This is a genomic window from Streptomyces sp. NPDC096311 (assembly GCF_044763085.1).
Classification (GTDB): Bacteria; Actinomycetota; Actinomycetes; order Streptomycetales; family Streptomycetaceae; genus Streptomyces.
On record NZ_JBIWFN010000001.1, the window covers coordinates 542,794 to 565,766 of the forward strand.

A 22,973-nucleotide genomic window follows, 5' to 3' on the forward strand; every position below is an offset into this window, starting at 1 on the left:
AAGAAGTCCCATGGCTGAAGTTCTCGTCTACGTCGACCACGTGGACGGCGCCGTCCGCAAGCCCACCCTGGAGCTGCTGACGCTGGCCCGCCGCATCGGTGAGCCCGTCGCCGTCGCCCTCGGCTCCGGCGCCGAGGCCACCGCCCCCGCGCTCGCCGAGCACGGTGCGGTCAAGGTCCTCACGCACGACGCCGCCGAGTACGCCGACTACCTGGTCGTCCCGAAGGTGGACGCGCTCCAGGCCGCGTACGAGGTGGTGTCCGCCGGGGGCTCCCTGGCCGCCGTGCTCGTCCCGTCCTCCGCCGAGGGCAAGGAGATCGCGGCCCGCCTCGCGGTCCGCATCGGCTCCGGCATCATCACGGACGCGACCGACCTGGAGGCCGGTGACGAGGGCCCGGTGGCCACGCAGTCCGCGTTCGCCGCCTCCTTCACCACCAAGTCCCGTGTCGCCAAGGGCACGCCGGTCATCACGGTCAAGCCGAACTCGGCCGCCGTGGAGGCCGCCCCGGCCGCGGGCGCCGTCGAGGCCCTCGCGGTCTCCTTCTCCGAGAAGGCCACCGGCACCAAGGTCACCGCGCGCACCCCGCGCGAGTCGACCGGCCGCCCCGAGCTGACCGAGGCCGCGATCGTGGTCTCCGGCGGCCGTGGCGTCAACGGCGCCGAGAACTTCTCGATCATCGAGGCGCTCGCCGACTCCCTCGGCGCGGCCGTGGGTGCCTCGCGTGCCGCGGTGGACGCCGGCTGGTACCCGCACACCAACCAGGTCGGCCAGACCGGCAAGTCCGTCTCGCCGCAGCTGTACATCGCCTCCGGTATCTCGGGCGCGATCCAGCACCGCGCCGGTATGCAGACGTCGAAGACGATCGTGGCGATCAACAAGGACGCCGAGGCGCCGATCTTCGACCTGGTCGACTACGGCGTGGTCGGCGACCTCTTCGAGGTCGTCCCGCAGCTCACCGAGGAGATCAAGACCCGCAAGGGCTGATCGAGTCCGGCTCCGGCCGTACGAGGCCCCCGTGACCGCCGGCGCGGTCACGGGGGCCTCGCTCATGCCAGGCTCAGCCAGGCCTGCACGGGCAGATGGTCGCTCGGGAACTGGCCGTCCACCGAGAAGGTGTTGACGGCCGCCCGGTGCACGGTCACCCCGGGTCCCACCAGGATCCAGTCGATACGGTCGCCGTCCGGTGTCAACGGCTGGTAGCCGTGGAAGGTCCCGTAGAGCGTGCCGCGCTCGGCCGCCGCGTCCCAGGTGTCGACGAGCCCGGCGCCCAGCATCGCTTCGTACACCGGGTTCTGGTGGGCGACGGCATTGAAGTCGCCGGTCACGACGAGCGGCAGCACGCGGTCGAAGCGCGCGATGCGTTCGGACATCAGACGCGCGGCACGCATGCGTGCGTACTGACTCGCGTGGTCCAGATGGGTGTTGAGCACATAGAACTCCCGTGCGTCCCGCAGGTCGCGGAAGCGGACCCAGGTGACGATGCGCGGGAAGGCGGCGCCCCAGGTGTTCGAGCCGATCAGCTCGGGGGTGTCGGAGAGCCAGAAGCTGTCGTGCTCGACCGGTGCCAGCCGACGGGTGTCGAAGAAGATCGCCACCGCCTCGTCGTGGCTGCCGCCCACGCGGCCCGTGCCGATCCAGTCGTAGTGCGGTCCGAGGTCGGATTCGATGTCACGCAGTTGCTGGTAGATGCCCTCCTGGGTGCCGATGACGTGGGGCGCCTCCCGGCGCAACAGCGCGCGCATCACCGGGCGGCGCACGGCCCAGCTGTTGGGCTCGGCGGTGCTCGCGAAGCGCAGGTTGAACGTCATGACCTCCAGACGGTGGCCGCCGCGCCGGCTGGCGGAGGCGGACGCCGTGGTGAGCAGGGGTACGACGACCGCGGCGGCCACCACCGTCCGCAGACCCATGCGTCGCGTCACTCTGCGGGTGTTCGACATGTGTGATCCCCTCCCCTCGGGGCCAGCATGAGGGGTGTGCCCCGCGCCGCGAAAGAAGGCGTGGGACAGGAGTGCACATGACGGACCATGCCGTGGACAGGTGTTGACCATCGGGAAGGGCCATGGATAACTTCGCTCTACGGATTGTTGATTCCGTGGAGCGGAAAACTGGAGGGTGTGGGATGGGTCAGGGCCAGCAGGAGAACGTGGCGACGAGCCTCGCGGGCGCCGTCAGCGAGGAGATCAGCGCCTCCCTCGCCCCGGTCGACGCCGAACTGGCGCGCCGCTACCCCGGAGACCCCGGCACCCGGCAGCCCGTCCACACCGTGTACGTCCCCGGCGATGTGTTCACCGCCGACACCATCCGCTCCTGGGGCGACCGGGCCCTCGCCGCCCTCGACGAGCACGCCCCCGACGCGGCGTCCTTCGCCGCCGTCCTCGGCCTCACCGACGACCTCGCCGAACCCGTGTACGACCGCGTACGCGCCAAGCTGGAGCGCGAGCCCATCGAGGACCTGCGGGTCGACTTCGAGGACAGCTACGGCCCACGCCCGGACGCCGAGGAGGACGAGGCGGCGGCCCGCGCGGCCCGTCTGATCGCCGAGGCGTACGAGAACGGCACGGCTGCCCCGTACATGGGCATCCGCATGAAGTGCATGGAGGCACCGGTACGAGACCGGGGCATCCGCACGCTCGACATCTTCCTGACGGGCCTGATGGAGTCGGGAGGCCTGCCCGCGGGGCTCGTGCTGACGCTGCCCAAGGTGACGTACGCCGAGCAGGTCACCGCGATGGTCCGGCTCCTGGAGGAGTTCGAGAAGGCGCGCGGCCTGGAGCCCGGCCGCATCGGCTTCGAGATCCAGATCGAGACCAGCCAGTCCATCCTCGCGACCGACGGCACCGCGACCGTCGCCCGGATGATCCAGGCCGCCGAGGGCCGCGCCACCGGACTGCACTACGGCACCTTCGACTACAGCGCCTGCCTCGGCGTCAGCGCCGCCTATCAGGCCAGCGATCATCCGGCCGCCGACCACGCCAAGGCGATCATGCAGGTCGCGGCCGCCGGCACCGGCGTTCGCGTCTCGGACGGCTCCACCAACGTGCTGCCGATCGGTCCCACCGAGAAGGTCCACGACGCCTGGCGCCTCCACTACGGCCTCACCCGCCGCGCCCTGGCCCGCGCCTACTACCAGGGCTGGGACATGCACCCCGGCCACATCCCGACCCGTTACGCCGCCGTCTTCGCCTTCTACCGCGAGGGGTTCGAACAGGCGGCCGCCCGCCTCTCCCGGTACGCCAACCACACCGACGGCGACGTCATGGACGAGCCCGCCACCGCCAAGGCCCTCAGCGGCTACCTCCTGCGCGGCCTGGACTGCGGTGCCCTCGACATCGCGGAGGTGGCGCGGGTGACGGGTCTGACGAGGGCCGACCTGGAGGGCTTTGCCGTGCCGAGGCGGGGCGATCTGACCATCTCGGGGAAGTGAAACTCCCTGCTTTCAGGGGCGCGAGGCTGTGCCACCGTGTGGCTCCGCCGCGTGGGCGCGACCAGCCACGTTTGGCCCGCACTGTGGCGACGGACCCTCTACGCGCATCTCTCGAGCCCCGAAGCCATGGTGAGCCCCTCTGTGGCGAACAACTGCGTGCCCCGCGCACAGAGCGCGGCGTCGCCGCGAGCCCGCGCGCAGAACTCCTCCGGCGTCTGCCCGAACAGCTCCCGCAGCCGCTCCGACCCGGCGAGCAGTGAGGCGAGCAGCGGGCGCTCGCCGGGGTGCGCGCGAGGTGATCCGGAACCGTTGTGGAGCACTCCGCGGCGGTTGACGTACACATGGGCACCCGGCAGGAGCTCACCGGAGTCCAGCTCGATCCGCACGTCGGAGGCGGACAGCCACGCCCGGCCGTACGCCCCCTCGGCCACCGCAGCGCCCTCACTCGCGTCCACCACCGCGAGCTGCGCCGCGTCCAGCCACGTGAGGAACAACTCGGCGACGGCGCCCGGCGCGTGGAAGGGCGACGCGGAGACGTACCCCATCAGACTCACATGGGCCGAGACGCCGACCCCGAGGCCGAAGACCCGCGTCCGCACCATCGGGATCGTGCCCGACACCCCGGACTGCGCCATCTTGTGCCGGAGTTGGGCCGGGCAGGCGTTGGAGCCGACCGCGAGGACCGGGACGCGGTCCTCGTACACCCTGCGCGTGAGCGGCAACAGCCGGTCCCCGTCGAGGAGTACGGACTCCTCGGGCCGGGCGCCCGGGTAGCTCAGCGGGTGCTCGCGGGGCGCCTCGGCGAGGCCGAGCGCTTCGAGAGTGCGCGGGTCCGGCGCGGCCACGGCTCAGTCCGCGGGCGGCAGTTCGCCCGAGCCGCGGGTGATCAGACGGGTCGGGAGTTCGATGCGTTCCGGAGTGATGAGGGTGCCCTCCAGCTGGCGGAAGAGGCGTTCGGCGGCGGTGCGGCCGAGGGTGGCGGCGTCCTGGGCGACGACGGTGACGCCGGGCTCGAGGAGGTCGGCGAGCTCGATGTCGTCGAAGCCGACGAGCGCGACGGGCCGGCCGCGCTCGGCGATGACACGGACGACCGTGACGGTGACGCGGTTGTTGCCGGCGAAGACCGCGGTGACGGGGGAGGGGCCGGACAGCATGTCCTCGGCCGCCTTCCGCACCCGCTGCGGGTCGGTGACGCCCAGGGACATCCAGTCGTCCTCGACGGGTATGCCCGCCTCCTCCATGGCCGCCCGATAGCCGCGCAGCCGTTCGGCGGCGGTGTGGATACGCGGCATGTCGCCGATAAAGCCGATCCGGCGGTGGCCGTGGGCGATCAGATGGGCGACGCCGCCGCGGGCCCCGCCGAAGCTGTCGGACAGCACCACGTCGGCGTCGATCTGTCCAGCCGGGCGGTCCACGAACACCGTGGCGACGCCCGCCTTGATCTCGGGCTCCAGATAGCGGTGGTCGTCACCGGCCGGGATGATCACCAGCCCGTCCACGCGGCGTGCGCACAGGGCGAGAACCAGTTCCTGTTCGCGGTCGGGGTCCTCGGCGCTCGAGCCGTTGATCAGCAGCGCGCCGTGGGCGCGGGCCACCTCCTCGACCGCGCGGCTGAGGGGGCCGTAGAAGGGGTCGGCGAGGTCCTCCAGGACCAGGCCGATGCTCGCGGTGCGGCCCTTGCGCAGCACCCGGGCGCTGTCGTTGCGGCGGAAGCCCAGCGCGTCGATGGCCTCCTGGACGCGGCGCTCGGTGTCCGGAGTGACTCCGGGCTCACCGTTGACGACCCGCGAGACCGTCTTGAGGCCCACCCCGGCTCGTGCCGCCACGTCCTTCATGGTCGGACGGTTGCCGTAGCGGTTCTCGGATCGGCGGGCGGTCTCTGCCACGATGCGCTGTCCTGTCCTGTCGTCCACGGTTCCCGTCGTCCACGCGGCGGTCCCTGTCGGCCACGGGTCCTGTTGTCCACGGGGGTGCGTCGGTCCATGGGGTTGTATGAGGATGTGGCGTCGAGCATAGAGCCTGGACAACGTTGTCAGATGCGGGAGACACTGTCCACCGCATTCTCCGGCCTGCGCCCCCCATCGCGAGACCGGTCTGCCCCTTTCACCAGGTTCACCGGGAGAACTGACACTGATGCACACCGACCTCGTGGCCGCGCTCGACATCGGCGGCACCAAGATCGCCGGAGCGCTGGTGGACGGCCGCGGCCGTATTCTTCTGCGCGCGCAGCGCGCGACGCCCGCGCAGGAGGACGGCGACACCGTGATGGGGGCCGTCGAGGAGGTGCTCGGAGAGCTGACCGGGTCACCGCTGTGGAGCCGGGCGGGGACCGTCGGCATCGGCAGCGCGGGGCCGGTGGACGCCTCCGCGGGCACGGTGAGTCCGGTGAACGTGGCGGGCTGGCGCGACTACCCGCTCGTCGAGCGGGTCCGTGCGGCGACCGGGGACCTGCCGGTCGAGCTGATCGGCGACGGGGTGGCCATCACGGCCGCCGAGCACTGGCAGGGTGCGGCGCGCGGCCATGACAACGCCCTGTGCATGGTGGTCTCGACGGGTGTCGGGGGCGGGCTGGTCCTGAACGGTCAGCTCCACCCCGGTCCCACGGGCAACGCGGGCCACATCGGGCACATCAGCGTGGACCTCGACGGTGACCCCTGCCCGTGCGGTTCGCGCGGCTGCGTGGAGCGCATCGCGAGCGGTCCGAACATCGCGCGGCGGGCGCTGGAGGGCGGCTGGCGGCCGGGGTCCGACGGTGACACCTCGGCCGCCGCGGTGGCCGCCGCCGCGCGCGAGGGCGACCCGGTGGCGGTGGCCTCGTTCGCACGCGCGGCGAAGGCGCTGGCGGCGGGCATCGCGGCGACCGCGACCCTCGTCGAGATCGACATCGCCGTCATCGGCGGGGGAGTGGGCAAGGCCGGGGACGTGCTCTTCGAGCCGCTCCGCAAGGCGCTGGCCGACTACGCCACCCTGTCGTTCGTGCAGCGGCTGACCGTGGCGCCGGCACTGATGGGCACGGACGCCGGTCTTGTCGGCGCGGCGGCGGCCGCGCTCAGCAGGCAGCCGAGCACGTCCGCGGAGCGGGTCGCGGGCTGATCACCGCGCCGGGCCGCGGCTGATCGGCCGGGGTCTGTGGGGGCCCCTGGTTGGGGGCCGGTGGTCTGAGCCGGGTCGGTTGGGCGGGTGTGCGCCGCGGTTTGTGTGTGCGGGCCGGGTGGGCCGACCGGGGGTGTGGGTGAGCCGCCGGAGGTGAGGGGAGGGTGGTCGCGGCTCGAGCCGTGACCGGGTTTGCGGTCCGGGACCGACGCGCCCTGCGGGGAGCCTGCTTGGGGCAAGTCATCCGGCGCGGTCGGCTCGGCCCCGGTCGGGCCGAGTACTTCGATGGTCGGCGGAGTGTCCGGGGCGGGGTGCCGACGTGAGGCGGCCCGACGGCCGGCAAGCGGCCGATCGGCCGGGTTTCCGTCCGCTGCCGAGCCGGAGGAGCCCCCCGGCTCGGCGCACTGGTCAGCAGGTCAGTCGGGCGTCCGCCCAGTCCGCGTGGTCCGAGTCGACGCCGTCGCCGCCGTCGGTGACGACGAGGCGAACCACCTGGGCGCCGGTCACGTCGGCCGAGACCGGCTGGGCCGGCATGGCGTTGGTGAGGACTCCGGTCGAGGCGACCAACGCGTCATCCGCCCAGATCTCGAACGCGACGGTGCCCTTGGCGCCCTTCTCGTCGTCGACGCCGACATCCGCGGTGACGGTTTGGCACCGTTTGCCGGTGTAGTACTCGATGGCGCTCGGGGCGTGCGCACCGAGTCCCTTGGCGTAGACGACTCCGCCGAGAGTGATCGGATGACCGTCGCCCGCGGCGCTCTCCCCGTTGCTGGTGTTGCGCTCAACCGGGCCGAATCCATTGGTCGTCGACAGCCATGGCAGGTCGCCGAGGTACGAGACGCCCGAAGGGGGAGCCACGACGACCGACACCGTGAGCGGGAGCACGCTCTCGGCGCGTATGCCGGTCGGCGAGCGGTACGTGGCCCTGAGCGCCAGGTCGTACGATCCCGCGGCCGTGCCCTCGGGCGCGGTGACCCGCCACTTCGTACGCAGGGAGTGTCCCGTGCGCACCGTGCCCGCCGTGGTGGGTGAGCCGGCCGCGACCTTCCAGCCCGCCGGACCGCTCAGCGCCACCGAGACGCGCCGCGCGGCCGTACGGCCCAGGTCGGTCACCGCCGACGTCAGGGAGACCGGCTTGGCCGCCTCCACCAACGGGCTTGCGTCCAGGCCGAGTTCGACGGCGGGCGGGTTCTTGGCCCAGTGGCGGTCGGCCGAGACGCGGACGAGAACCGTGCCGTGCGCGGGGACGGTCGCGGAGATGGCACCGGCGGTGTTGTAGCTCCGGTGCTGCCACAGGTCGCGCAGGGTGTAGCCGTGGGCGGCCGGCAGCCCCACGGCCGCCGTGGTCGTGGCGATGTGCTGGGCGCTGCCGGTCTCGTTGAACAGCGCCACCGTCCGGCTGCCGTCCTTCATCTCCTTGGCGACGACCCAGCGTCCGCCCTCGGACGAGAGCACGGTGCCCTGCTTGCCCTGCGGGTCCTGGTCGACCGCGATGACTTCCTTGTTGTCGAGGATGTCGAAGGTGGCGGGCGACGCCTTGCGCAGATCCGAGCCGATGAGCAGCGGAGCCGCCATGACCGACCACATCGAGAAGTGCGAGCGGTACTCGGTGTCGGTCATGCCACCGTTGCCGACCTCCAGCATGTCCGGGTCGTTCCAGTGACCGGGACCGGCGTGCGGGGCGAGGGGCAGGTTCTGCTTGAGGATCGACAGCATCGAGCCCCAGTTGTCGCTGATGTCACCGGTCGTGCGCCACAGATGTCCGACGTCCGAGGCCCACTCCCAGGGCTTGTTCTGGCCCCATTCGCAGAGGCTGTAGACGATGGGCCGCCCGGTCGCCTTCAGCGCGTCCCGCATGGTCGTGTAGCGCAGCTTGGCGTCCACGCCCTGGTTGTTGCAGTTGTCGTACTTGAGGTAGTCGACGCCCCAGTCCGCGAACTGCTGGGCGTCGCTGTACTCGTGGCCGAGGGCGCCCGGAAACCCGACGCTGCTGCACGTCTTCGTGCCCGCGCTGGTGTAGATGCCGAGCTTGAGCCCCTTGGCGTGCACGTAGTCGGCGACCGCCTTGATCCCGTTCGGGAAGCGCACCGGGTCGGGGACCAGCTTGCCGTCGGCGTCCCGGGACGGCAGGGCCCAGCAGTCGTCCAGATTGACGTACTGGTACCCGGCGTCCTTGAGCCCCTTCTCCACGAAGAGGTCCGCGATCCCCTTGACCATGGTCTCGTTGAACTCGGCCCGGCAGTGTGTGGAGTTCCAGTTGTTGAAACCCATCGGAGGGGTGAGCGCGAGGCCGTCGGCCAGGGCGGGGGACGCGGGGGCTTCGGTGGGGGCGGGGGCGGCCAGGGCCTCCGGGGCGGTCAGGCCGGTCGTACACAACAGGGCCGTCGCGAGTGCTCCGACCACTCTTCGGCGGGTTGTGCGGGTGGGAAGGTGACGCATCGTTACGTTCCTCCGAACTCGCGAAAGATAGGATGACTGCATGTCCGCGACAAGGGTGCGCGCTTACGGTAGGACCTGTCCAACTCTGTTGGAAGAGAAGTGGTAACGGTTGTTCGATATCTCGTCTGAACCCTTGACGACACTCCGACATGGGAGTGAGATCCAAGCCTCGCGTTCGGTTGTGTTGGGTGGCACCCCGAGGAGGGGGACATGGCACAGTCATCGTTGAAGGGGATTGTCGTGCCCGAAGGCACCTCAGGTCATCGGATGTCCCGGCGAAATCTCTTGCGTGGTGCGGCAGTCGGCGCCGGCGCGCTCACGCTCCCCGCCCTGCTGTCCGCCTGCGGCGACGGACCCGGCGGAAACAAGAACGAAGTCACCGTGGGGTCCAACGCCTCGGACCCGGTCCCCAAGAAGGCGTACGGGGCGGCCTTCTCGGCGTACGAGAAGAAGTCCGGCAAGAAGGTCAAGGTCAACACCAAGGACCACAACGACTTCCAGGAGAACATCAACCGCTATCTCCAGGGCACGCCCGACGACGTCTTCATGTGGTTCGCGGGGTATCGCATGCAGTACTTCGCGGAGAAGGGGCTCCTGCACGAGATCAGCGACGTGTGGAGCGGCTTCACCGGCTTCTCCGACGCGCTGAAGGAGCAGTCCACCCACTCCGGCAAGCAGTACTTCGTGCCGTACTACTACTATCCGTGGGCCGTTTTCCACCGCAAGAGCCTCTTCCAGTCCAAGGGCTACCAACAGCCCAAGACCTGGGACGACTTCATCGCGCTGGCCAAGCGGATGTCGAAGGACGGGACGCCGGTCGCCTTCTGTGACAAGGACGGCTGGCCCGCGATGGGCACCTTCGACTACATCAACATGCGCCTGAACGGCTACGACTTCCACAAGTCCCTGATGGCCGGCACGGAGGCATGGACCGACACCAAGGTGAAGAACGTCTTCGACACCTGGCGCGAGGTCATGCCCTACTACCAGAAGGGCGCCCTCGGCCGGACCTGGGAGGAGGCCGGGCAGAGCCTGCAGCAGCGCAAGACGGGGATGGCGGTCTTCGGAATGCCGCATCCAGGCACCCAGTTCCCCGAGAACGAACGCGACGACATCGACTTCTTCGCCTTCCCCGAGATCGATCCGCAGTACGCGCAGGACGCCGTGGAAGCACCCATCGACGGCTTCCTGGTCGCCAAGAAGTCGAAGAACCTCGACGGCGCCAAGGCCCTCCTGAAATGGCTGGGGACCCCCACCGCCGAGAACACCTACCTCGCCCTCGACCCCAACAACGTGGCCGTCAACGACGGGGCCGACACCACCAAGTACAGCGCCCTGCAGAAGAAGTCGGCCCAGCTCGTCTCGGGCGCCAAGCAGATCTCGCAGTTCATGGACCGCGACACCCGTCCGGACTTCGCCTCGACCGTGATGATCAAGGCGATCCAGGACTTCATCGGCAACCCGAAGGACGTCGACGGTCTCTGCAACAGCATCGAACGACAGAAGAAGACCATCTTCTCGTCGCCCGTCGGCTGATCACTGGGGGAAGACGTTCCGTGGCGCTCAACATCCCACGGCGCGCCGGACGACGGCGGCTGCGGCGGTTCACCCGCCGCGACACCGTCGTCCTCGGCGTGCTCCTCGGCATACCCGTCCTGCTCGACATCGTCATCGTCTGGGGCCCGACCCTCGCCTCCATCGGGCTCTCCTTCACCTCCTGGGACGGCGTCGGCGACATCCACTGGGTGGGCGGCGACAACTACAAGAACGTGTTCGAGAACTACCCGGCGTTCTGGCCCGCCGTCCGCCACAACGTCCTGTGGCTGCTCTTCCTCGGCCTGATCGCCACCCCGTTCGGACTGTTCCTCGCGGTGCTCATCGACCGCGGAGTGCGCTTCAGCCGCTTCTACCAGTCCGTGATCTACCTGCCGGTCGTGCTCTCGCTCGCCATCGTCGGCTTCATCGCCCAGCTGATCCTCGGCACCGACCAGGGCGTGGTCAACACGATCCTCAACAACCACGAGAACCCGATCGACTGGCTCGGCGACGCGCACCTCAACATCTGGATGATGATGATCGCGGCGAGCTGGCGGCACACGGGTTACGTCATGATCCTCTACCTCGCCGGACTCAAGTCCGTCGACCCGCAGCTGAAGGAAGCCGCCGCGATCGACGGCGCCAACGCCCGCCAGACCTTCTTCCGCGTCGTCTTCCCGACCCTGCGCCCCGTCAACGTGATCGTCGGTGTCATCACTGTCATCGAGGCGCTGCGCGCGTTCGACATCGTCTACGCGGTCAACAAGGGCCGCAACGGCCTGGAACTGCTCTCCGTCCTGATCACCGACAACATCATCGGGGAAGCCAGCCGCATCGGATTCGGCTCCGCCATCGCGGTCGTCCTGCTCACCGTCTCCCTGGGGTTCATCGTGACGTTCCTGGTCCAAGAGCTGCGAGGTGCGCGCGAACGATGACCGCCGACATCCGCACCGGCGCCCCCGTGCGCCCGGCACCCGCTCCGGAGCCGAGGCCCGCTCCCCGCCGCCGGCCGCGCCCCGGCCGCTTCGGCGTCCACATCTTCCTGATGGGTGTCTCGCTCGCCTTCCTCGCGCCGCTCCTGCTCGCCGTCTACGCCTCGCTGCGCCCGTACGAGGAGACGGCGCAGAACGGCTACTTCTCCTTCCCGAAGCACCTGTCCTTCGAGTACTACCGGCGCGCCTACAGCGAATCCGGCATGGGCAAGTACTTCACCAACACCCTGCTCATCGCCGTGCCCGCCGTCCTCGTGACCCTCTTCCTCGCCTCGTTCGTCGCCTTCGCCGTGTCCCGGCTGAAGCTGCGCGGGGGTCTCGTCCTGCTGATGTTCTTCACCGCGGGCAACCTGCTGCCCCAGCAGGTCATCGTCACCCCGCTGTACGTCCTGTTCAACAAGATCCCGCTGCCGTGGTGGATGTCCGACTCGCTGACGATGTACGACTCCTACTGGGCCGTCATCATCGTCAACATCGGGTTCCAGATGGGCTTCTGCGTCTTCGTGCTGGCCAATTTCATGCGGACGCTGCCGCAGGAGATCCTCGAGGCCGCCATCGTCGACGGCGCGGGCGTGTGGACCCAGTTCTGGCGCATCACCCTCCCGCTGTGCCGCCCCGCCCTCGCGGCCCTCGGGACCCTCGAGTTCACCTGGATCTACAACGACTTCCTCTGGGCCCTGATCTTCATCTCCAATCCCGACAAGCTCCCGATCACGTCCTCCCTCAACAACCTCCGCGGCCAGTTCTTCACCGACTACAACCTGCTGGCCGCGGGCTCGGTCCTGGTCGCCCTCCCCACGATCCTGGTCTTCCTGCTCCTGCAACGGCACTTCGTCGCGGGCCTGACCCTGGGCTCCACCAAGGGGTAGGCCCTGACCTGCAGACTTACGGGGCGTCAGGGAGCCACTGGCGCCCCGTCGACGTGACCGTCGCCCCGCACGGCCAGGGCCTGCGACGGAGACTTCAAGGCAAACCAAGCGTCCATGGCCTGCCGTCCGCGGCCGTCGGCCTCCGGCATGAAGTGCGTATGAACCCGGAGGGTGATCGACGGGTCCGCAGGGCCGAGCCACTTCGAGACCGACACGACCAACTCCCGCGCGTCCAGCCGCACGCCGGCGAAACGGCCATCTTCACCGGCAACGTGAAGTAGGCCCACACGGCGCGCCCGCGGCCGGATGGGCGCGGGGGCGCTCGCGGTGACCCCACCCTGGCGCATCCCGCAGTGCGCCACGTCGGTGCACCCGTCGGCCTCGGGCTGGGCCGCTCGTCACGTCGGCGGAGACCACGCTTCAGGGCCGCCGCCGTGCCACTCGATCACGTTTGAGTTGGCTACATCGACTTCGTCGATCCCTTCCAGCCCGGCGTAGCGGAGGAAGGCGGCCAGGTCGCGCAGTGAGTGTGCGGTGAGCAGTTCTCCGTTGACGCGCACCTGTCGGCTGCCGTCGGTCGGCGATGGTGGGTACACGATCACGTGCAGCTCTCCGGGCATGGTTTCAGGCTCGCTCGGCCCGCCCGGATGCGCATCCGGAGCGCGGGCTCAGAGCGCCGCGCGCGGCACGTGCCGGACGGCGTGGGCGCTCGTAGGCTGATGTAGTTTCTTGCCGCACACGGCATGTTGATCTTCGGTGACCCGTGGGTTCTGGGTGGCCTTAGACCCTGGTCGTGGGTGCGCGGGCGGATCCGGTGACGGTGTCACCGTTCCGGGTCGATGGCGCGCTGCTGCTCGCGCGCGGTCACTTCCGTTCCAGCGCGGCCAGCCGCAGCTCAAGCTGGTCGACCCGGTGCCGTAGCAGGGTGACCTGGGCTTCCAGGCTGACTTCCCGTTCCGCCCTGCGTTGAATGCGCGGTGACGCGGCTGCGCGCTCGATCACCGCGTCCAGCTGGACCAGGCGCTGTGGCCCGTTGGGGCCGTCCACCAGCCGGGACTGTATCTCGCCGTTGCGGTACCAGGACCGCAGGGCCGAGCGGGAAACGCCGGTCTCGGCTTCCGCCTTGGCCAGCGTGACCCAGGGTGTCTCGTCCAGCTGCTCGAACAGCTCCAGCTCGTTCTGCCAGCGCGCGAGCCGGTCCTCCCAGTCCGACGGTGTCTCCATCACACCCTCCCTTCAGCAGAGTGACCCTATCAATAACAGTGTATTGACATGGTGGAGACCATGGAGCCATGCCATTTGAACGGTTCACGGTGGAAGCCCGCAAGGTGGTCGTCACGGCTCAGGAGGAGGCGAGGCTGCTCAAGCACCACCACATCGGCACGGAGCACATCCTGTTGGGGTTGCTCGACGCGCCGGACAGCACGGCGGCGAAAGTTCTGCACCGGCTCGGGTACGACAAGGAGACGGCGCTGGTCGATGTCGCGGCGGTCGCCAAGCCCGGCGCGGAGCAGCTGAGCGGCCACATCCCGTTCGCGCCGAGCGCGAAGAAGACGCTGGACCTCGCCCTGCGAGAGGCGCAGCAGCTGCACCACACCTACATCGGTACGGAACACATCCTGCTTGCCCTGGTCACCGGGGAGGGTGAGGGCCTCGGCGCGAAGGTGCTTGCCGAGCGGATCGATCCGGTCAGCAAGATCCGTGCCGCGGTGTTGGCATCAGTGGAGGGATCGCAGGACGTCGCGACCGGCCCATGGCCGGCCGGCACACCTGCCACCCAGGACACCGTGTCCGCCGCCAGCGCGCTGGCCGGTGGCGCACCGGTCGGCAGCCATCACCTGCTTGAGGCGATGCTGCGGGCGGAGAACAGCATGGCGGCCAGGGTGCTGCGCGAACTCGGGGTCGACCCGGACGCGGTCGCCGCCAAGATCGACGAACTGGATCCGGAGACGACCACGGACGCGAACCCGGAGGAGGCCGCTGCGCGCAGGATGGACATCCGGCTGGTCGACGACGAGGTGCACCTGATCCTGCGGGACCCGGCAACGGTCACGCTCGCCAAGAAGGTCACCGAGCTGTCCGACGGCCCGATCCGAGGCGTCGGGCCGGTCGCCGGCATGTTCGTCCCGCTGTGGCGGTCGACCCACCAGGTGCTGCTGCAGATCCAGCGTGTGCTGGAACCGGAACCCGCGGCAGAGGACGGATCCGCCGCGAGCAAGGCGGCCAGGGTCGTGCGCACGGTCCTGGCGCCCCGGCTCCGCCGGTGAATCGTCTGGTCAACGGGCCGGAACCGGTCCGTGGGACGGGTGAGGACGGGGGCGTGGTGGGCGACGGTGCGCCGGTGCCGTTCTCGCCGACGACCAGGGCGTCGTTCACAGGCGCGTGCGCCGCGCCCACCGTGGCGCAGCGTGGCGCCTGGCAGGCCGTCCCCGCCGGCCGGCTGGCGCTGGTGGTCGCGCCTCGCCGGGCCGGTCGAGGCCGGCCTGCCGACCAGGTTTCCGGCCGTGGCGATCGGCGAGCCCGGTATCGCGTTCGGCGCCCCGCCGCCGGTGGCCCGCGCGCACCACGGGTTGATGTCCCACTAGCAGGCCATACGGCGAATCGGAGGCAACCATGACCATCACCATCGTCGGAGCCGGACTGGGCGGCCTGGCCCTGGCCCGTGTGCTGCACATGAACGGCATCGACGCCGTCGTGTACGAACGGGAACCGTCGCGCGGCGCGCGCGGTCAGGGCGGCATGCTCGATCTGCACTCCGGGACCGGGCAGCGAGCGATGCGCGAGGCCGGCCTGATCGACCAGTTCCACGCGATTGCCCGTCGTGAAGGCCAGGACCTGCGACTTCTCGAGCCGGACGGCACCCTGCTGCTGCAGGAGGAGACGCCCGACGACGCCCCGCTCGAGCGGCCTGAGGTCGACCGTGCCGATCTGCGCAACCTGCTGCTGGACTCTCTCCCCGAACACGCGGTGCGCTGGGGGCACGCGTTCGAGGCCGCCGACCATGGCCTGCTGCGCTTCGCCGACGGCAGCAGTGCGCCGTATGACCTGCTGGTCGGCGCCGATGGCGCGGACTCCCGGGTCCGCGCGCTGCTCACCGACGCCCGCCCGGCGCACACGGGCCACAACGTCGTCGAGCTCGGTATTCCTGACATCGACCGCACCCACCCGGACCTCGCTGCGATGGTGGGGCGCGGCAACTACTGGGTGCTCGGCGACGGACAGTCCCTGTCGGCGCAGCGGAACGGCGACGGCCGCGTACGCATCTACCTCGGCTTCTACAACACCACCGAGGACTGGTTCGCGACCAGTGGGGTTCCGTTCGGCGACCCAGCCGCCGCCCGGGTGCGGCTGATCAACCTGTTGACCGGCTGGGACTCACGGTTCACCGCACTGATCGCAGCCTGCGACGACACGGTCGTGCCGCGGTCGATCACCACTCTCCCGGTCGGCCTGACCTGGCCGTCGAGGCCAGACGTCACGCTGCTCGGCGATGCCGCGCACCTGATGCCGCCGGTGGGGCAAGGGGCCAACATGGCGCTGCTCGACGGCGCCCTGCTCGGCCTCGGGCTGGCCGCGCACCCGGACGACATTCCCGCCGCCGTCAAACAATACGAACGCGAGATGTTCGAACGCACCAGCGCTGCCGGTCGGCAGTCCGCGCACGTCCAGGACATCCTGATGTCGCCGGACGCCGGCCGGAAAATGCTCGCGTTCTTCCAACCTGGCGTCTGACAGGCCCGCCCTGATCGCTTTCGTCTGCCGGCCCGCGTTGTCAGTGGCCGCCCGTAGCATTGCCGTCAACATCCCAACGATCCAGTCGGGTTGTTGCTGATGCCCCGCCCGGAACAGCGCCCGGTGCGGGGCTCGCTGCTGTCAGAAGCCTTCCCGGCCGGTGAGGCAGGTCTGCCCCAGGCCGCGTTGCGGCGACTGCGTCATCGCCTTCTTCACCGACTACAACCTGCCGGCCGCGGGCCCCGTCCTCGTCGCCCTCCCCACGATCCCGGTCTTCCTGCTCCTGCAACGGCACTACGTCGCGGGCTTGACACTGGGGTCCACCAGGGACTGATCCGCGCGTCACTCGCAGCCGACGCCGTCTCCGTCGCGGTCGAGGTGGCGGCCGTAGCCGGGGTCTCCCACGTGGACAGGCGCGGCGCCCGCCGCCCGGGCCGCGGCGCAGTTCTCGTAGTACACGGAGCCCCCGCCACTGTCGTCGCTGCCGCCACCGCCCGCGACGGCGGGCTGCGCGGTGACCGTCGCGCGTACGGTCTCCGTGCTCCGCACGGTCACGGTCGCGGCGGGCGTCGCCATGACCGTCTCCGTGGCCGTCCGCGTCGCTGTCGCGGTCGTCGTGGTGGTGACGGTGGTGGTCGGACCGGGCTTCGCCGCGGCGGACTCGGTGGTGTTCCCGCCGCTGTTACTGATGCCGACGCCGATGAAGAGGGCCACGGCCAGCGCGGGCAGTACGTAGCGCTTGCGGGCCCAGCCCGGTGCGGTGCGGGCCCGTGCGGCGGGTGGTGCCGTGTACGGGTTGGTCATGTCGTCCCCCTGAGGTGTTTCGAGTGGGATGACGGTAGTGCCGCTGATGTGTCCGAAGGGGAGGAGCGGGAGTTGCGTGACCCACCCGTGACTCCTCGTCGCGTGCGGAGTTGAACCGGGCATGAAGAAGCGCAGCATGCTCGCCATCGCCTCCCTCGCCACCGGGTTCGTCGTCGCGGCGATCACCCCGTCCCACGCCGTCGACGGCGACTCCCTAGGCGACCTGCCCGTCAAGGACACGCTCAGCAGCCTCGACCACACGCTCAGCAGTGACAGCCTCGCCGTGGACGACACCGCGCTCGGCCAGGACGGCTGAGGCGCCGGGACGGACACACGGCGCCGGTGCTCCCCGGGACGGAACACCGGCGCCGCGCCGTCGGCTCCCTCATCTGCGGCTGGTTTCCGTGGCAGGGTGAAGCGGGCAAGCCTCAGGGGGCCAATAGAAGAGGGGGAACTGTCCGTGATCGTCTGGATCAACGGAGCGTTCGGTGCGGGGAAGACCACCACCGCACGGGAACTGATCGACCTGATCCCGAACAGCACGCTCTTCGACCCCGAGGTGATCGGCGGCGAGCTCGCGCACCTGCTGCCCGCCAAACGCCTCGCCGAAGTCGGCGACTTCCAGGACCTGCCGATCTGGCGGCGCCTGGTGGTCGACACCGCGGCCGCCCTGCTCGCGGAGCTCGGCGGCGTGCTCGTGGTTCCCATGACCCTGCTGCGCCAGGAGTACCGTGACGAGATCTTCGGCGGCCTCGCCTCGCGCCGGATCGAAGTACGCCATGTGCTCCTCGCCCCGGCGGAAACGATCCTGCGGGCGCGCATAGCCGGCCGGGAGATACCCGAGGACCTTCCCGACGGCGAGATACGCGTGCGCCAGTGGTCCTACGACCACATCGAGCCCTACCGCGCGGCGCTCGCCTCCTGGCTCACCGCCGACGCCCACCTCGTCGACACCAGCGCCCTCACCCCGTACGACACCGCGCTGCGCGTCGCCGAAGCCGTACGCACCGGTGACGCGTCGGCGTGCGACATCGTGCAGACCCCCGAACCGACCTCCGAGACCGTCGCCGCCGGAGTCCTCCTCTTCGACGAGGAGGACCGGGTGCTGCTCGTCGACCCCACCTACAAGGCGGGCTGGGAGTTTCCCGGCGGCGTCGTCGAACCGGGGGAGGCTCCCGCGCGCGGGGGCATGCGCGAGGTCGCCGAGGAGACCGGCATACGGCTCGAGGACGTACCCGGTCTGCTGGTCGTGGACTGGGAGCCGCCCGCACCCCCGGGCTACGGCGGTCTGCGCCTTCTCTTCGACGGCGGCCGCCTCGGCTCCGACGAGGCCGGCCGGCTGCTGCTCCCCGGCCCCGAACTGCGCGCCTGGCGCTTCGTGACCGAGCGGGAGGCGGCGGACCTGCTGCCACCGGTGCGCTACGAGCGGCTGCGCTGGGCCCTGCGGGCGCGGGAGCGCGGCGCCGCACTCTACCTGGAGGCCGGCATACCGCTCGGCTGACGTCGATGCCGGGCCACCCCTCGGCCGGCGTCGGCGGTGTACGGACATCGGGTGATCCGGCGTCGGCGGTGTACGGACATCGGGTGATCCGGCGTCGGCGGTGTACGGACACCGGGTGATCGGGTGCCGACGGTCAACGGCGCACGGAGTGGAGGCCGTTCAGCAGGCCGAGCCAGAGGGTCCTCGCCGGGTGGCGAGGACCCTCTCTGCCGGGTGGTCAGCTCGCGGCGTACTTCTGGAGGAACAGCGCCTCCGTGACCGAGAGACGCTCCAGCTCGTCGGGGGAGACGCTCTCGTTCACGGCGTGGATCTGCGCCTTCGGCTCGCTCAGGCCGATGAGGAGGATCTCCGCGTGCGGGTAGAGCGAGGCGAGGGTGTTGCACAGCGGGATGGAACCGCCCTGGCCCGCGGACTGCATCTCCTCGCCCGGGTACGCGACCGCCATCGCCTCGGCCATCGCCGTGTACGCCGGGCTGGAGGTGTCGGCGCGGAACGGCTGGCCCTGGCCGATCTGCTCGGTGCTCACCCGCGCGCCCCACGGCGTGCGCGCCTCCAGATGCGCCTGCAGGAGCTTGGTCGCCTCGACCGCGTCCACGCCCGGCGGCACCCGCAGGCTCACCAGCGCCCGAGCGCCCGCCTGCACGGACGGGGTGGCGCCTACGACCGGCGGGCAGTCGATGCCGAGCACGGTGACGGCCGGACGCGCCCAGATGCGGTCGGCGACCGTACCCGAGCCGATCAACTCGACCCCGTCCAGCACCTTGGCGTCCTTGCGGAACGCCTCTTCCTCGTACTGCAACCCATCCCAGCGCGCGTCCCCGGACAGCCCGTCGATCGTCGTAGAACCGTCCTCGGCGCGCAGCGAGTCCAGTACGCGGATCAGCGCGCCCAGCGCGTCGGGCGCCGCCCCGCCGAACTGGCCCGAGTGCAGATTGCCTTCCAAGGTGTCGATCTGCACGCGAACGAGGGTCATCCCGCGCAGGGTCGAGGTGACCGTCGGCAGACCCAGCCGGAAGTTGCCGACGTCGCCGATGACGATGGTGTCGGCGGTCAGCAACTCGGGGTGCTGTTCGGCGTACTGCTCAAGACCGCCAGTGCCCTGCTCCTCCGAACCCTCGACGATCACCTTGACGCCTACCGGAACGCCACCGTTCGCCTTCAGCGCGCGCAGCGCGAGCAGGTGCATGATGAACCCGCCCTTGCAGTCGGCGGCGCCGCGCCCGTACCAGCGGCCGTCGCGCTCCGTCAGCTCGAACGCCGGGGTCGTCCAGGCAGCCTCGTCCAGCGGCGGCTGCACGTCGTAGTGCGCGTACAGCAGCACGGTCTTGGCGCCCTCGGGCCCGGGCAGGAAGCCGTACACCGACTGCGTGCCGTCCGGGGTGTCCAGCAGCGCCACGTCCTGAAAACCCTCGGCGCGCAGCGCGTCGGCGATCCAGTTCGCGGCGCCCTCGCTCTCACTCCTGGGGTACTGGTCGAAGTCCGCCACCGACTTGAAGGCCACCAGTTCGGTGAGCTCCGCCTGTGCCCTGGGCATGAGCGAGGCGACGGTCTCGGCGACCGGATTCGACGACATGGGCACGCTCCTTGTAGGTGCGACGTTGTACTTCTGTGTACAAGTGATCGGGTGGTGCGTACGCGCGTCCCTGGTGTGCAGGGCGCATACGCCCCCGATCCTCCCACAGTGGCCTGCGGCGATGCCCGCCGTAGGATGCTCGGGACCGTGGCGGCAGACGGCTGGACTGGGAGCAGTAGACCATCGTGAGCAGCGAGAACTCTTCGGCGGACGACGAACAGCGGGTGTGGGACGTCGTCGTGGTGGGCGCGGGGCCGGCGGGCGCCTCGGCCGCCTATGCGGCAGCGGTCGCGGGACGCAGCGTCCTGCTGCTGGAGAAGGCGCAACTGCCCCGCTACAAGACGTGTGGCGGCGGCATCATCGGCCCCTCGCGCGACGCCCTGCCGCCCGGCTTCGAGCTACCGCTCCAGGACCGGGTGCACGCGGTCACGTTCTCGCTCGACGGCAAGTTCACCCGCACCCGGCGCTCCAAGCAGATGCTGTTCGGGCTCATCAACCGGCCCGAGTTCGACCAGCAGCTCGTCGAGCACGCCCAGAAGGCGGGCGCCGAGCTGCGCACGGGAGTGACGGTCTCGCGGGTCGAACAGCACGGGTCCGCCGTGCCCGACCGGCGCACCGTCGCCGTCGTCCTCCAGGGCGGCGAGGCCGTGCTGGCGCGGGCGGTCGTCGGCGCGGACGGCAGCGCCAGCCGCATAGGGGCGCACGTCGGGGTGAAGCTCGATCAGGTCGACCTCGGCCTGGAGGCGGAGATCCCGGTGCCGGAGACCGTCGCCGAGGACTGGCAGGGACGGGTCCTGATCGACTGGGGGCCCATGCCGGGCAGTTACGGCTGGGTGTTCCCCAAGGGGGACACGCTCACCGTCGGCGTGATCTCCGCGCGCGGCGAAGGCGCCGCCACCAAGCGGTACTTGGAGGACTTCATCGCCCGGCTCGGGCTCGCCGGCTTCGAGCCGAGCATCTCCTCCGGGCACCTGACGCGCTGCCGCGCCGACGACTCCCCGCTGTCGCGCGGGCGCGTGCTGGTCTGCGGCGACGCGGCGGGGCTGCTCGAACCCTGGACCCGCGAGGGCATCTCCTTCGCGCTGCGCTCCGGTCGGCTCGCGGGGGAGTGGGCGGTCCGGATCGCCGAGGCACACGACGCGGTGGACACCCGGCGCCAGGCGCTCAACTACGCCTTCGCCATCAAGGCGGGACTCGGCGTGGAGATGGCCGTCGGCAAGAGCATGCTCGCGGCCTTCGAGCGTCGGCCGGGCATGCTCCACGCGGCGATCACCAGTTTCCGGCCCGCCTGGAGGGCGTTCGCCGGGATCACCCGCGGTTCGACCACGCTGGGCGAGATGGTGCGTTCCCACCCGATGGCAGGGCGCGCCCTGTCCGCGTTCGACCGGCGATCGGCCGTCGCCGCGCCGACGGCCGCCGAGAGCACTCCGACCACGGAGTGACCGTGGGGCGCGGAGCCTCGCCCGTGGAGTGGCCGGTGGCTGACGGGGGGTGGCGGTCGGCTTGCGGCCGGTCAGCCCGTGACCGTGATCCGGAAGACCGGGTGGTCGGGGGCGATGCGCCGCAGCTCCTCGGGGGACGAGTCGGGGCCGACGCCACCGAAGAAGACACCGACCTCCGCCTTCCAGCGCTTGAGGTAGGCACGCAGCAGCGGAACCTTGTCGTCGTCGCCGACCTCGGTCGCGGTGAACGTGTCCACCCTCTTGCCGAGGCGCAGCTCGCCGCCGCCCGCGGCCCGCATGTTGTGCGTCCACTGGACGTGGCCGCGGGGGGCGACCAAGTACTGCTGTCCGTCCACGGTGAGCAGATTGACCGGGGTGGTGCGCCACGCGCCGCTCTTGCGGCCACGGACGGCCAGGACCCGGGAGCCCCAGATGCTCAGGCCGCGGCGGGTCATGAACGCCACGCAGCGGTTGAAGACGTTGACGGTGAACCAGCCGGGCTTCTGGACGTGCGTGGACATGATGACCCCTGTCGGTTGCGAGAGCACCGCTCTCTGAGTGGGAGCGGTGCTCGCTTTTGTGAGCACTGCTCTCGCTTGTGAGCAGTCTGCATGAGATCGGTGATCCAAATCAAGAGCGGTGCTCTCGTTTCCGTGCACCGCTCTCGAATGTGTGCGCCCGATCTACTTTGTGTGCACTGCTCTCGTTTGTGTGCACTGCTCTGAAAACGTGGCACACTTTCCCGCATGAGCACCGCACGCGGAGCACGCGCCCGAGCCAGGATCGAGGTCACCGCGGCCATCAAGGAAGAGGCGCGCAGACAGCTCGCCGCGGAGGGCGCCGCCAAGCTCTCGCTCAGAGCCGTCGCCCGGGAGCTCGGCATGGTCTCCTCCGCGCTCTACCGCTACTTCCCCAGCCGTGACGACCTGCTGACCGCGCTCATCATCGACGCCTACGACTCCCTCGGCGAGAGTGCGGAGGCGGCGCACGCGCAGGTCGCGGGCGCCGGGCCGCGCGAACGCTGGATCGCGGTGTGCGTGGCGGCGCGCCGCTGGGCCTTGGCGCAGCCACACGAGTACGCGCTCATCTACGGTTCGCCCGTGCCCGGCTACGCCGCGCCGGACACGACCATCCCGGCCGCCTCCCGCGTGGGGCTCCTGCTGGTCGGCATCGTGCGTGACGCGTACCGGGGCAAGGGGGTGGCCCGCACCCCGCTGTCGCCCGAGCTGAAGGCTGAGGCGCAGCGGATGGCCGCCGACCTCGCCCCCGACCTGCCGCCCGAGGCGGTCGCGGGGCTCGTCGCCGCCTGGGCCCAGCTCTACGGGCTGATCGGGTTCGAGCTCTTCGGGCAGTTCAACCGGCTCGTGGAGGACCGCGAGCCGTTCTTCCGGCACGCGGTGGACCAACTCGCCCACGGCGTGGGCCTGGTGTACCCCGAGCCGACCGGGTCCTCGGGCAAGGGGAACGGCACGAGCGGTCCCTGACGACGACCGGGTGGTGATCCGTGGAGAGACCGGGCGGTTACTCCGTGGAGAGAGCGGGTGGTACTCCGTGGGGAGTACGCGTG

The 22,973-nt window shown here is 70.4% G+C and carries 22 protein-coding genes and 1 pseudogene; 14 read left to right on the top strand and 9 right to left on the bottom strand.

The features are described 5' to 3' along the window. Positions 1-10: 10 nt before the first annotated feature. The gene (locus tag ACIRA5_RS02475) at positions 11-985 is read left to right on the top strand and encodes an electron transfer flavoprotein subunit alpha/FixB family protein (RefSeq protein ID WP_168506416.1); all 975 of its coding nucleotides are present in this window, start codon (positions 11-13) and stop codon (positions 983-985) included. A gap of 62 nt (positions 986-1,047) precedes the next feature. Here ACIRA5_RS02475 and ACIRA5_RS02480 read toward each other — a convergent pair whose 3' ends face one another. After that, entirely contained in the window at positions 1,048-1,938 is an 891-nt protein-coding gene (locus ACIRA5_RS02480; protein ID WP_403686428.1) for an endonuclease/exonuclease/phosphatase family protein, read from the bottom strand. 182 nt (positions 1,939-2,120) lie between these two features. Here ACIRA5_RS02480 and ACIRA5_RS02485 point away from each other — a divergent pair, with 182 nt between their 5' ends. Next, positions 2,121-3,425, top strand: coding sequence for a DUF6986 family protein (locus tag ACIRA5_RS02485; protein WP_403686429.1), 1,305 nt, complete (start codon positions 2,121-2,123; stop codon positions 3,423-3,425). A 98-nt stretch (positions 3,426-3,523) separates the two neighbouring features. Here ACIRA5_RS02485 and ACIRA5_RS02490 read toward each other — a convergent pair whose 3' ends face one another. Continuing rightward, a complete protein-coding gene (locus ACIRA5_RS02490) occupies positions 3,524-4,270 on the bottom strand; it encodes a hypothetical protein (RefSeq protein ID WP_403686431.1) in 747 nt (248 codons plus the stop codon). Positions 4,271-4,273: 3 nt separating this feature from the next. Beyond that, positions 4,274-5,338: a LacI family DNA-binding transcriptional regulator gene (locus ACIRA5_RS02495; RefSeq protein WP_403686433.1), complete on the bottom strand. Its 1,065-nt coding sequence runs from the start codon at positions 5,336-5,338 to the stop codon at positions 4,274-4,276. A gap of 220 nt (positions 5,339-5,558) precedes the next feature. On the opposite strand from ACIRA5_RS02495, the gene ACIRA5_RS02500 reads away from it, so the two are divergent. Then, positions 5,559-6,518 carry an ROK family protein gene (locus ACIRA5_RS02500; RefSeq protein ID WP_403686435.1) on the top strand — a complete coding sequence of 320 codons (960 nt, stop codon included), beginning with the start codon at positions 5,559-5,561 and terminating at the stop codon, positions 6,516-6,518. Positions 6,519-6,926: 408 nt separating this feature from the next. Here the strand turns inward: ACIRA5_RS02500 and ACIRA5_RS02505 are convergent, their stop codons facing one another. After that, a complete protein-coding gene (locus ACIRA5_RS02505) occupies positions 6,927-8,957 on the bottom strand; it encodes an NPCBM/NEW2 domain-containing protein (RefSeq protein WP_403686437.1) in 2,031 nt (676 codons plus the stop codon). Positions 8,958-9,224: 267 nt separating this feature from the next. Here ACIRA5_RS02505 and ACIRA5_RS02510 point away from each other — a divergent pair, with 267 nt between their 5' ends. The 3 genes from ACIRA5_RS02510 to ACIRA5_RS02520 are packed head-to-tail and all read left to right on the top strand — an operon-like array spanning position 9,225 to position 12,354. Next, positions 9,225-10,493, top strand: coding sequence for an ABC transporter substrate-binding protein (locus ACIRA5_RS02510; RefSeq protein ID WP_352045537.1), 1,269 nt, complete (start codon positions 9,225-9,227; stop codon positions 10,491-10,493). A 20-nt stretch (positions 10,494-10,513) separates the two neighbouring features. Continuing rightward, a complete protein-coding gene (locus tag ACIRA5_RS02515; protein ID WP_079065231.1) occupies positions 10,514-11,428 on the top strand; it encodes a carbohydrate ABC transporter permease in 915 nt (304 codons plus the stop codon). Continuing rightward, positions 11,425-12,354 carry a carbohydrate ABC transporter permease gene (locus ACIRA5_RS02520; RefSeq protein WP_403686439.1) on the top strand — a complete coding sequence of 310 codons (930 nt, stop codon included), beginning with the start codon at positions 11,425-11,427 and terminating at the stop codon, positions 12,352-12,354. The genes ACIRA5_RS02515 and ACIRA5_RS02520 overlap by 4 nt, the downstream gene beginning before the upstream one ends. 398 nt (positions 12,355-12,752) lie before the next feature. On the opposite strand, the gene ACIRA5_RS02525 is transcribed toward ACIRA5_RS02520, so the two are convergent. Continuing rightward, entirely contained in the window at positions 12,753-12,974 is a 222-nt protein-coding gene (locus ACIRA5_RS02525; protein WP_403686441.1) for a hypothetical protein, read from the bottom strand. Between the two features lie 244 nt (positions 12,975-13,218). Further along, positions 13,219-13,578 carry a hypothetical protein gene (locus tag ACIRA5_RS02530; protein WP_252841671.1) on the bottom strand — a complete coding sequence of 120 codons (360 nt, stop codon included), beginning with the start codon at positions 13,576-13,578 and terminating at the stop codon, positions 13,219-13,221. A gap of 68 nt (positions 13,579-13,646) precedes the next feature. Between ACIRA5_RS02530 and ACIRA5_RS02535 the strand changes: the two genes are divergently transcribed. The 4 genes and pseudogenes from ACIRA5_RS02535 to ACIRA5_RS02550 form a co-directional block, all read left to right on the top strand. After that, positions 13,647-14,621, top strand: coding sequence for a Clp protease N-terminal domain-containing protein (locus ACIRA5_RS02535; RefSeq protein ID WP_403686443.1), 975 nt, complete (start codon positions 13,647-13,649; stop codon positions 14,619-14,621). Positions 14,622-14,762: 141 nt separating this feature from the next. Further along, the gene (locus ACIRA5_RS02540; protein ID WP_403686445.1) at positions 14,763-14,939 is read left to right on the top strand and encodes a hypothetical protein; all 177 of its coding nucleotides are present in this window, start codon (positions 14,763-14,765) and stop codon (positions 14,937-14,939) included. Between the two features lie 28 nt (positions 14,940-14,967). Continuing rightward, positions 14,968-16,086, top strand: a complete 1,119-nt coding sequence (locus tag ACIRA5_RS02545; protein WP_403686446.1) for an FAD-dependent oxidoreductase — start codon at positions 14,968-14,970, stop codon at positions 16,084-16,086. 208 nt (positions 16,087-16,294) lie between these two features. After that, positions 16,295-16,420: pseudogene (locus ACIRA5_RS02550) on the top strand (carbohydrate ABC transporter permease); the annotation flags it as partial. An 8-nt stretch (positions 16,421-16,428) separates the two neighbouring features. Here the strand turns inward: ACIRA5_RS02550 and ACIRA5_RS02555 are convergent. Beyond that, positions 16,429-16,890, bottom strand: a complete 462-nt coding sequence (locus tag ACIRA5_RS02555) for an excalibur calcium-binding domain-containing protein (protein WP_403686447.1) — start codon at positions 16,888-16,890, stop codon at positions 16,429-16,431. Positions 16,891-17,011: 121 nt separating this feature from the next. On the opposite strand from ACIRA5_RS02555, the gene ACIRA5_RS02560 reads away from it, so the two are divergent. Next, positions 17,012-17,206, top strand: coding sequence for a hypothetical protein (locus ACIRA5_RS02560; protein WP_095856190.1), 195 nt, complete (start codon positions 17,012-17,014; stop codon positions 17,204-17,206). 144 nt (positions 17,207-17,350) lie between these two features. Then, positions 17,351-18,391 carry an NUDIX domain-containing protein gene (locus tag ACIRA5_RS02565; RefSeq protein WP_403686449.1) on the top strand — a complete coding sequence of 347 codons (1,041 nt, stop codon included), beginning with the start codon at positions 17,351-17,353 and terminating at the stop codon, positions 18,389-18,391. 217 nt (positions 18,392-18,608) lie between these two features. On the opposite strand, the gene ACIRA5_RS02570 is transcribed toward ACIRA5_RS02565, so the two are convergent. After that, positions 18,609-19,964, bottom strand: a complete 1,356-nt coding sequence (locus ACIRA5_RS02570) for a dipeptidase (protein ID WP_403686450.1) — start codon at positions 19,962-19,964, stop codon at positions 18,609-18,611. A gap of 185 nt (positions 19,965-20,149) precedes the next feature. Between ACIRA5_RS02570 and ACIRA5_RS02575 the strand changes: the two genes are divergently transcribed. Next, the gene (locus tag ACIRA5_RS02575; protein ID WP_403686451.1) at positions 20,150-21,406 is read left to right on the top strand and encodes a geranylgeranyl reductase family protein; all 1,257 of its coding nucleotides are present in this window, start codon (positions 20,150-20,152) and stop codon (positions 21,404-21,406) included. A 71-nt stretch (positions 21,407-21,477) separates the two neighbouring features. Here the strand turns inward: ACIRA5_RS02575 and ACIRA5_RS02580 are convergent, their stop codons facing one another. Next, on the bottom strand, positions 21,478-21,927 hold the full coding sequence (locus tag ACIRA5_RS02580; protein WP_403686452.1) for a nitroreductase family deazaflavin-dependent oxidoreductase: 450 nt from the start codon (positions 21,925-21,927) through the stop codon (positions 21,478-21,480). 225 nt (positions 21,928-22,152) lie between these two features. Between ACIRA5_RS02580 and ACIRA5_RS02585 the strand changes: the two genes are divergently transcribed. Then, positions 22,153-22,890: a TetR/AcrR family transcriptional regulator gene (locus ACIRA5_RS02585; protein ID WP_403686454.1), complete on the top strand. Its 738-nt coding sequence runs from the start codon at positions 22,153-22,155 to the stop codon at positions 22,888-22,890. Positions 22,891-22,973 lie beyond the last annotated feature (83 nt).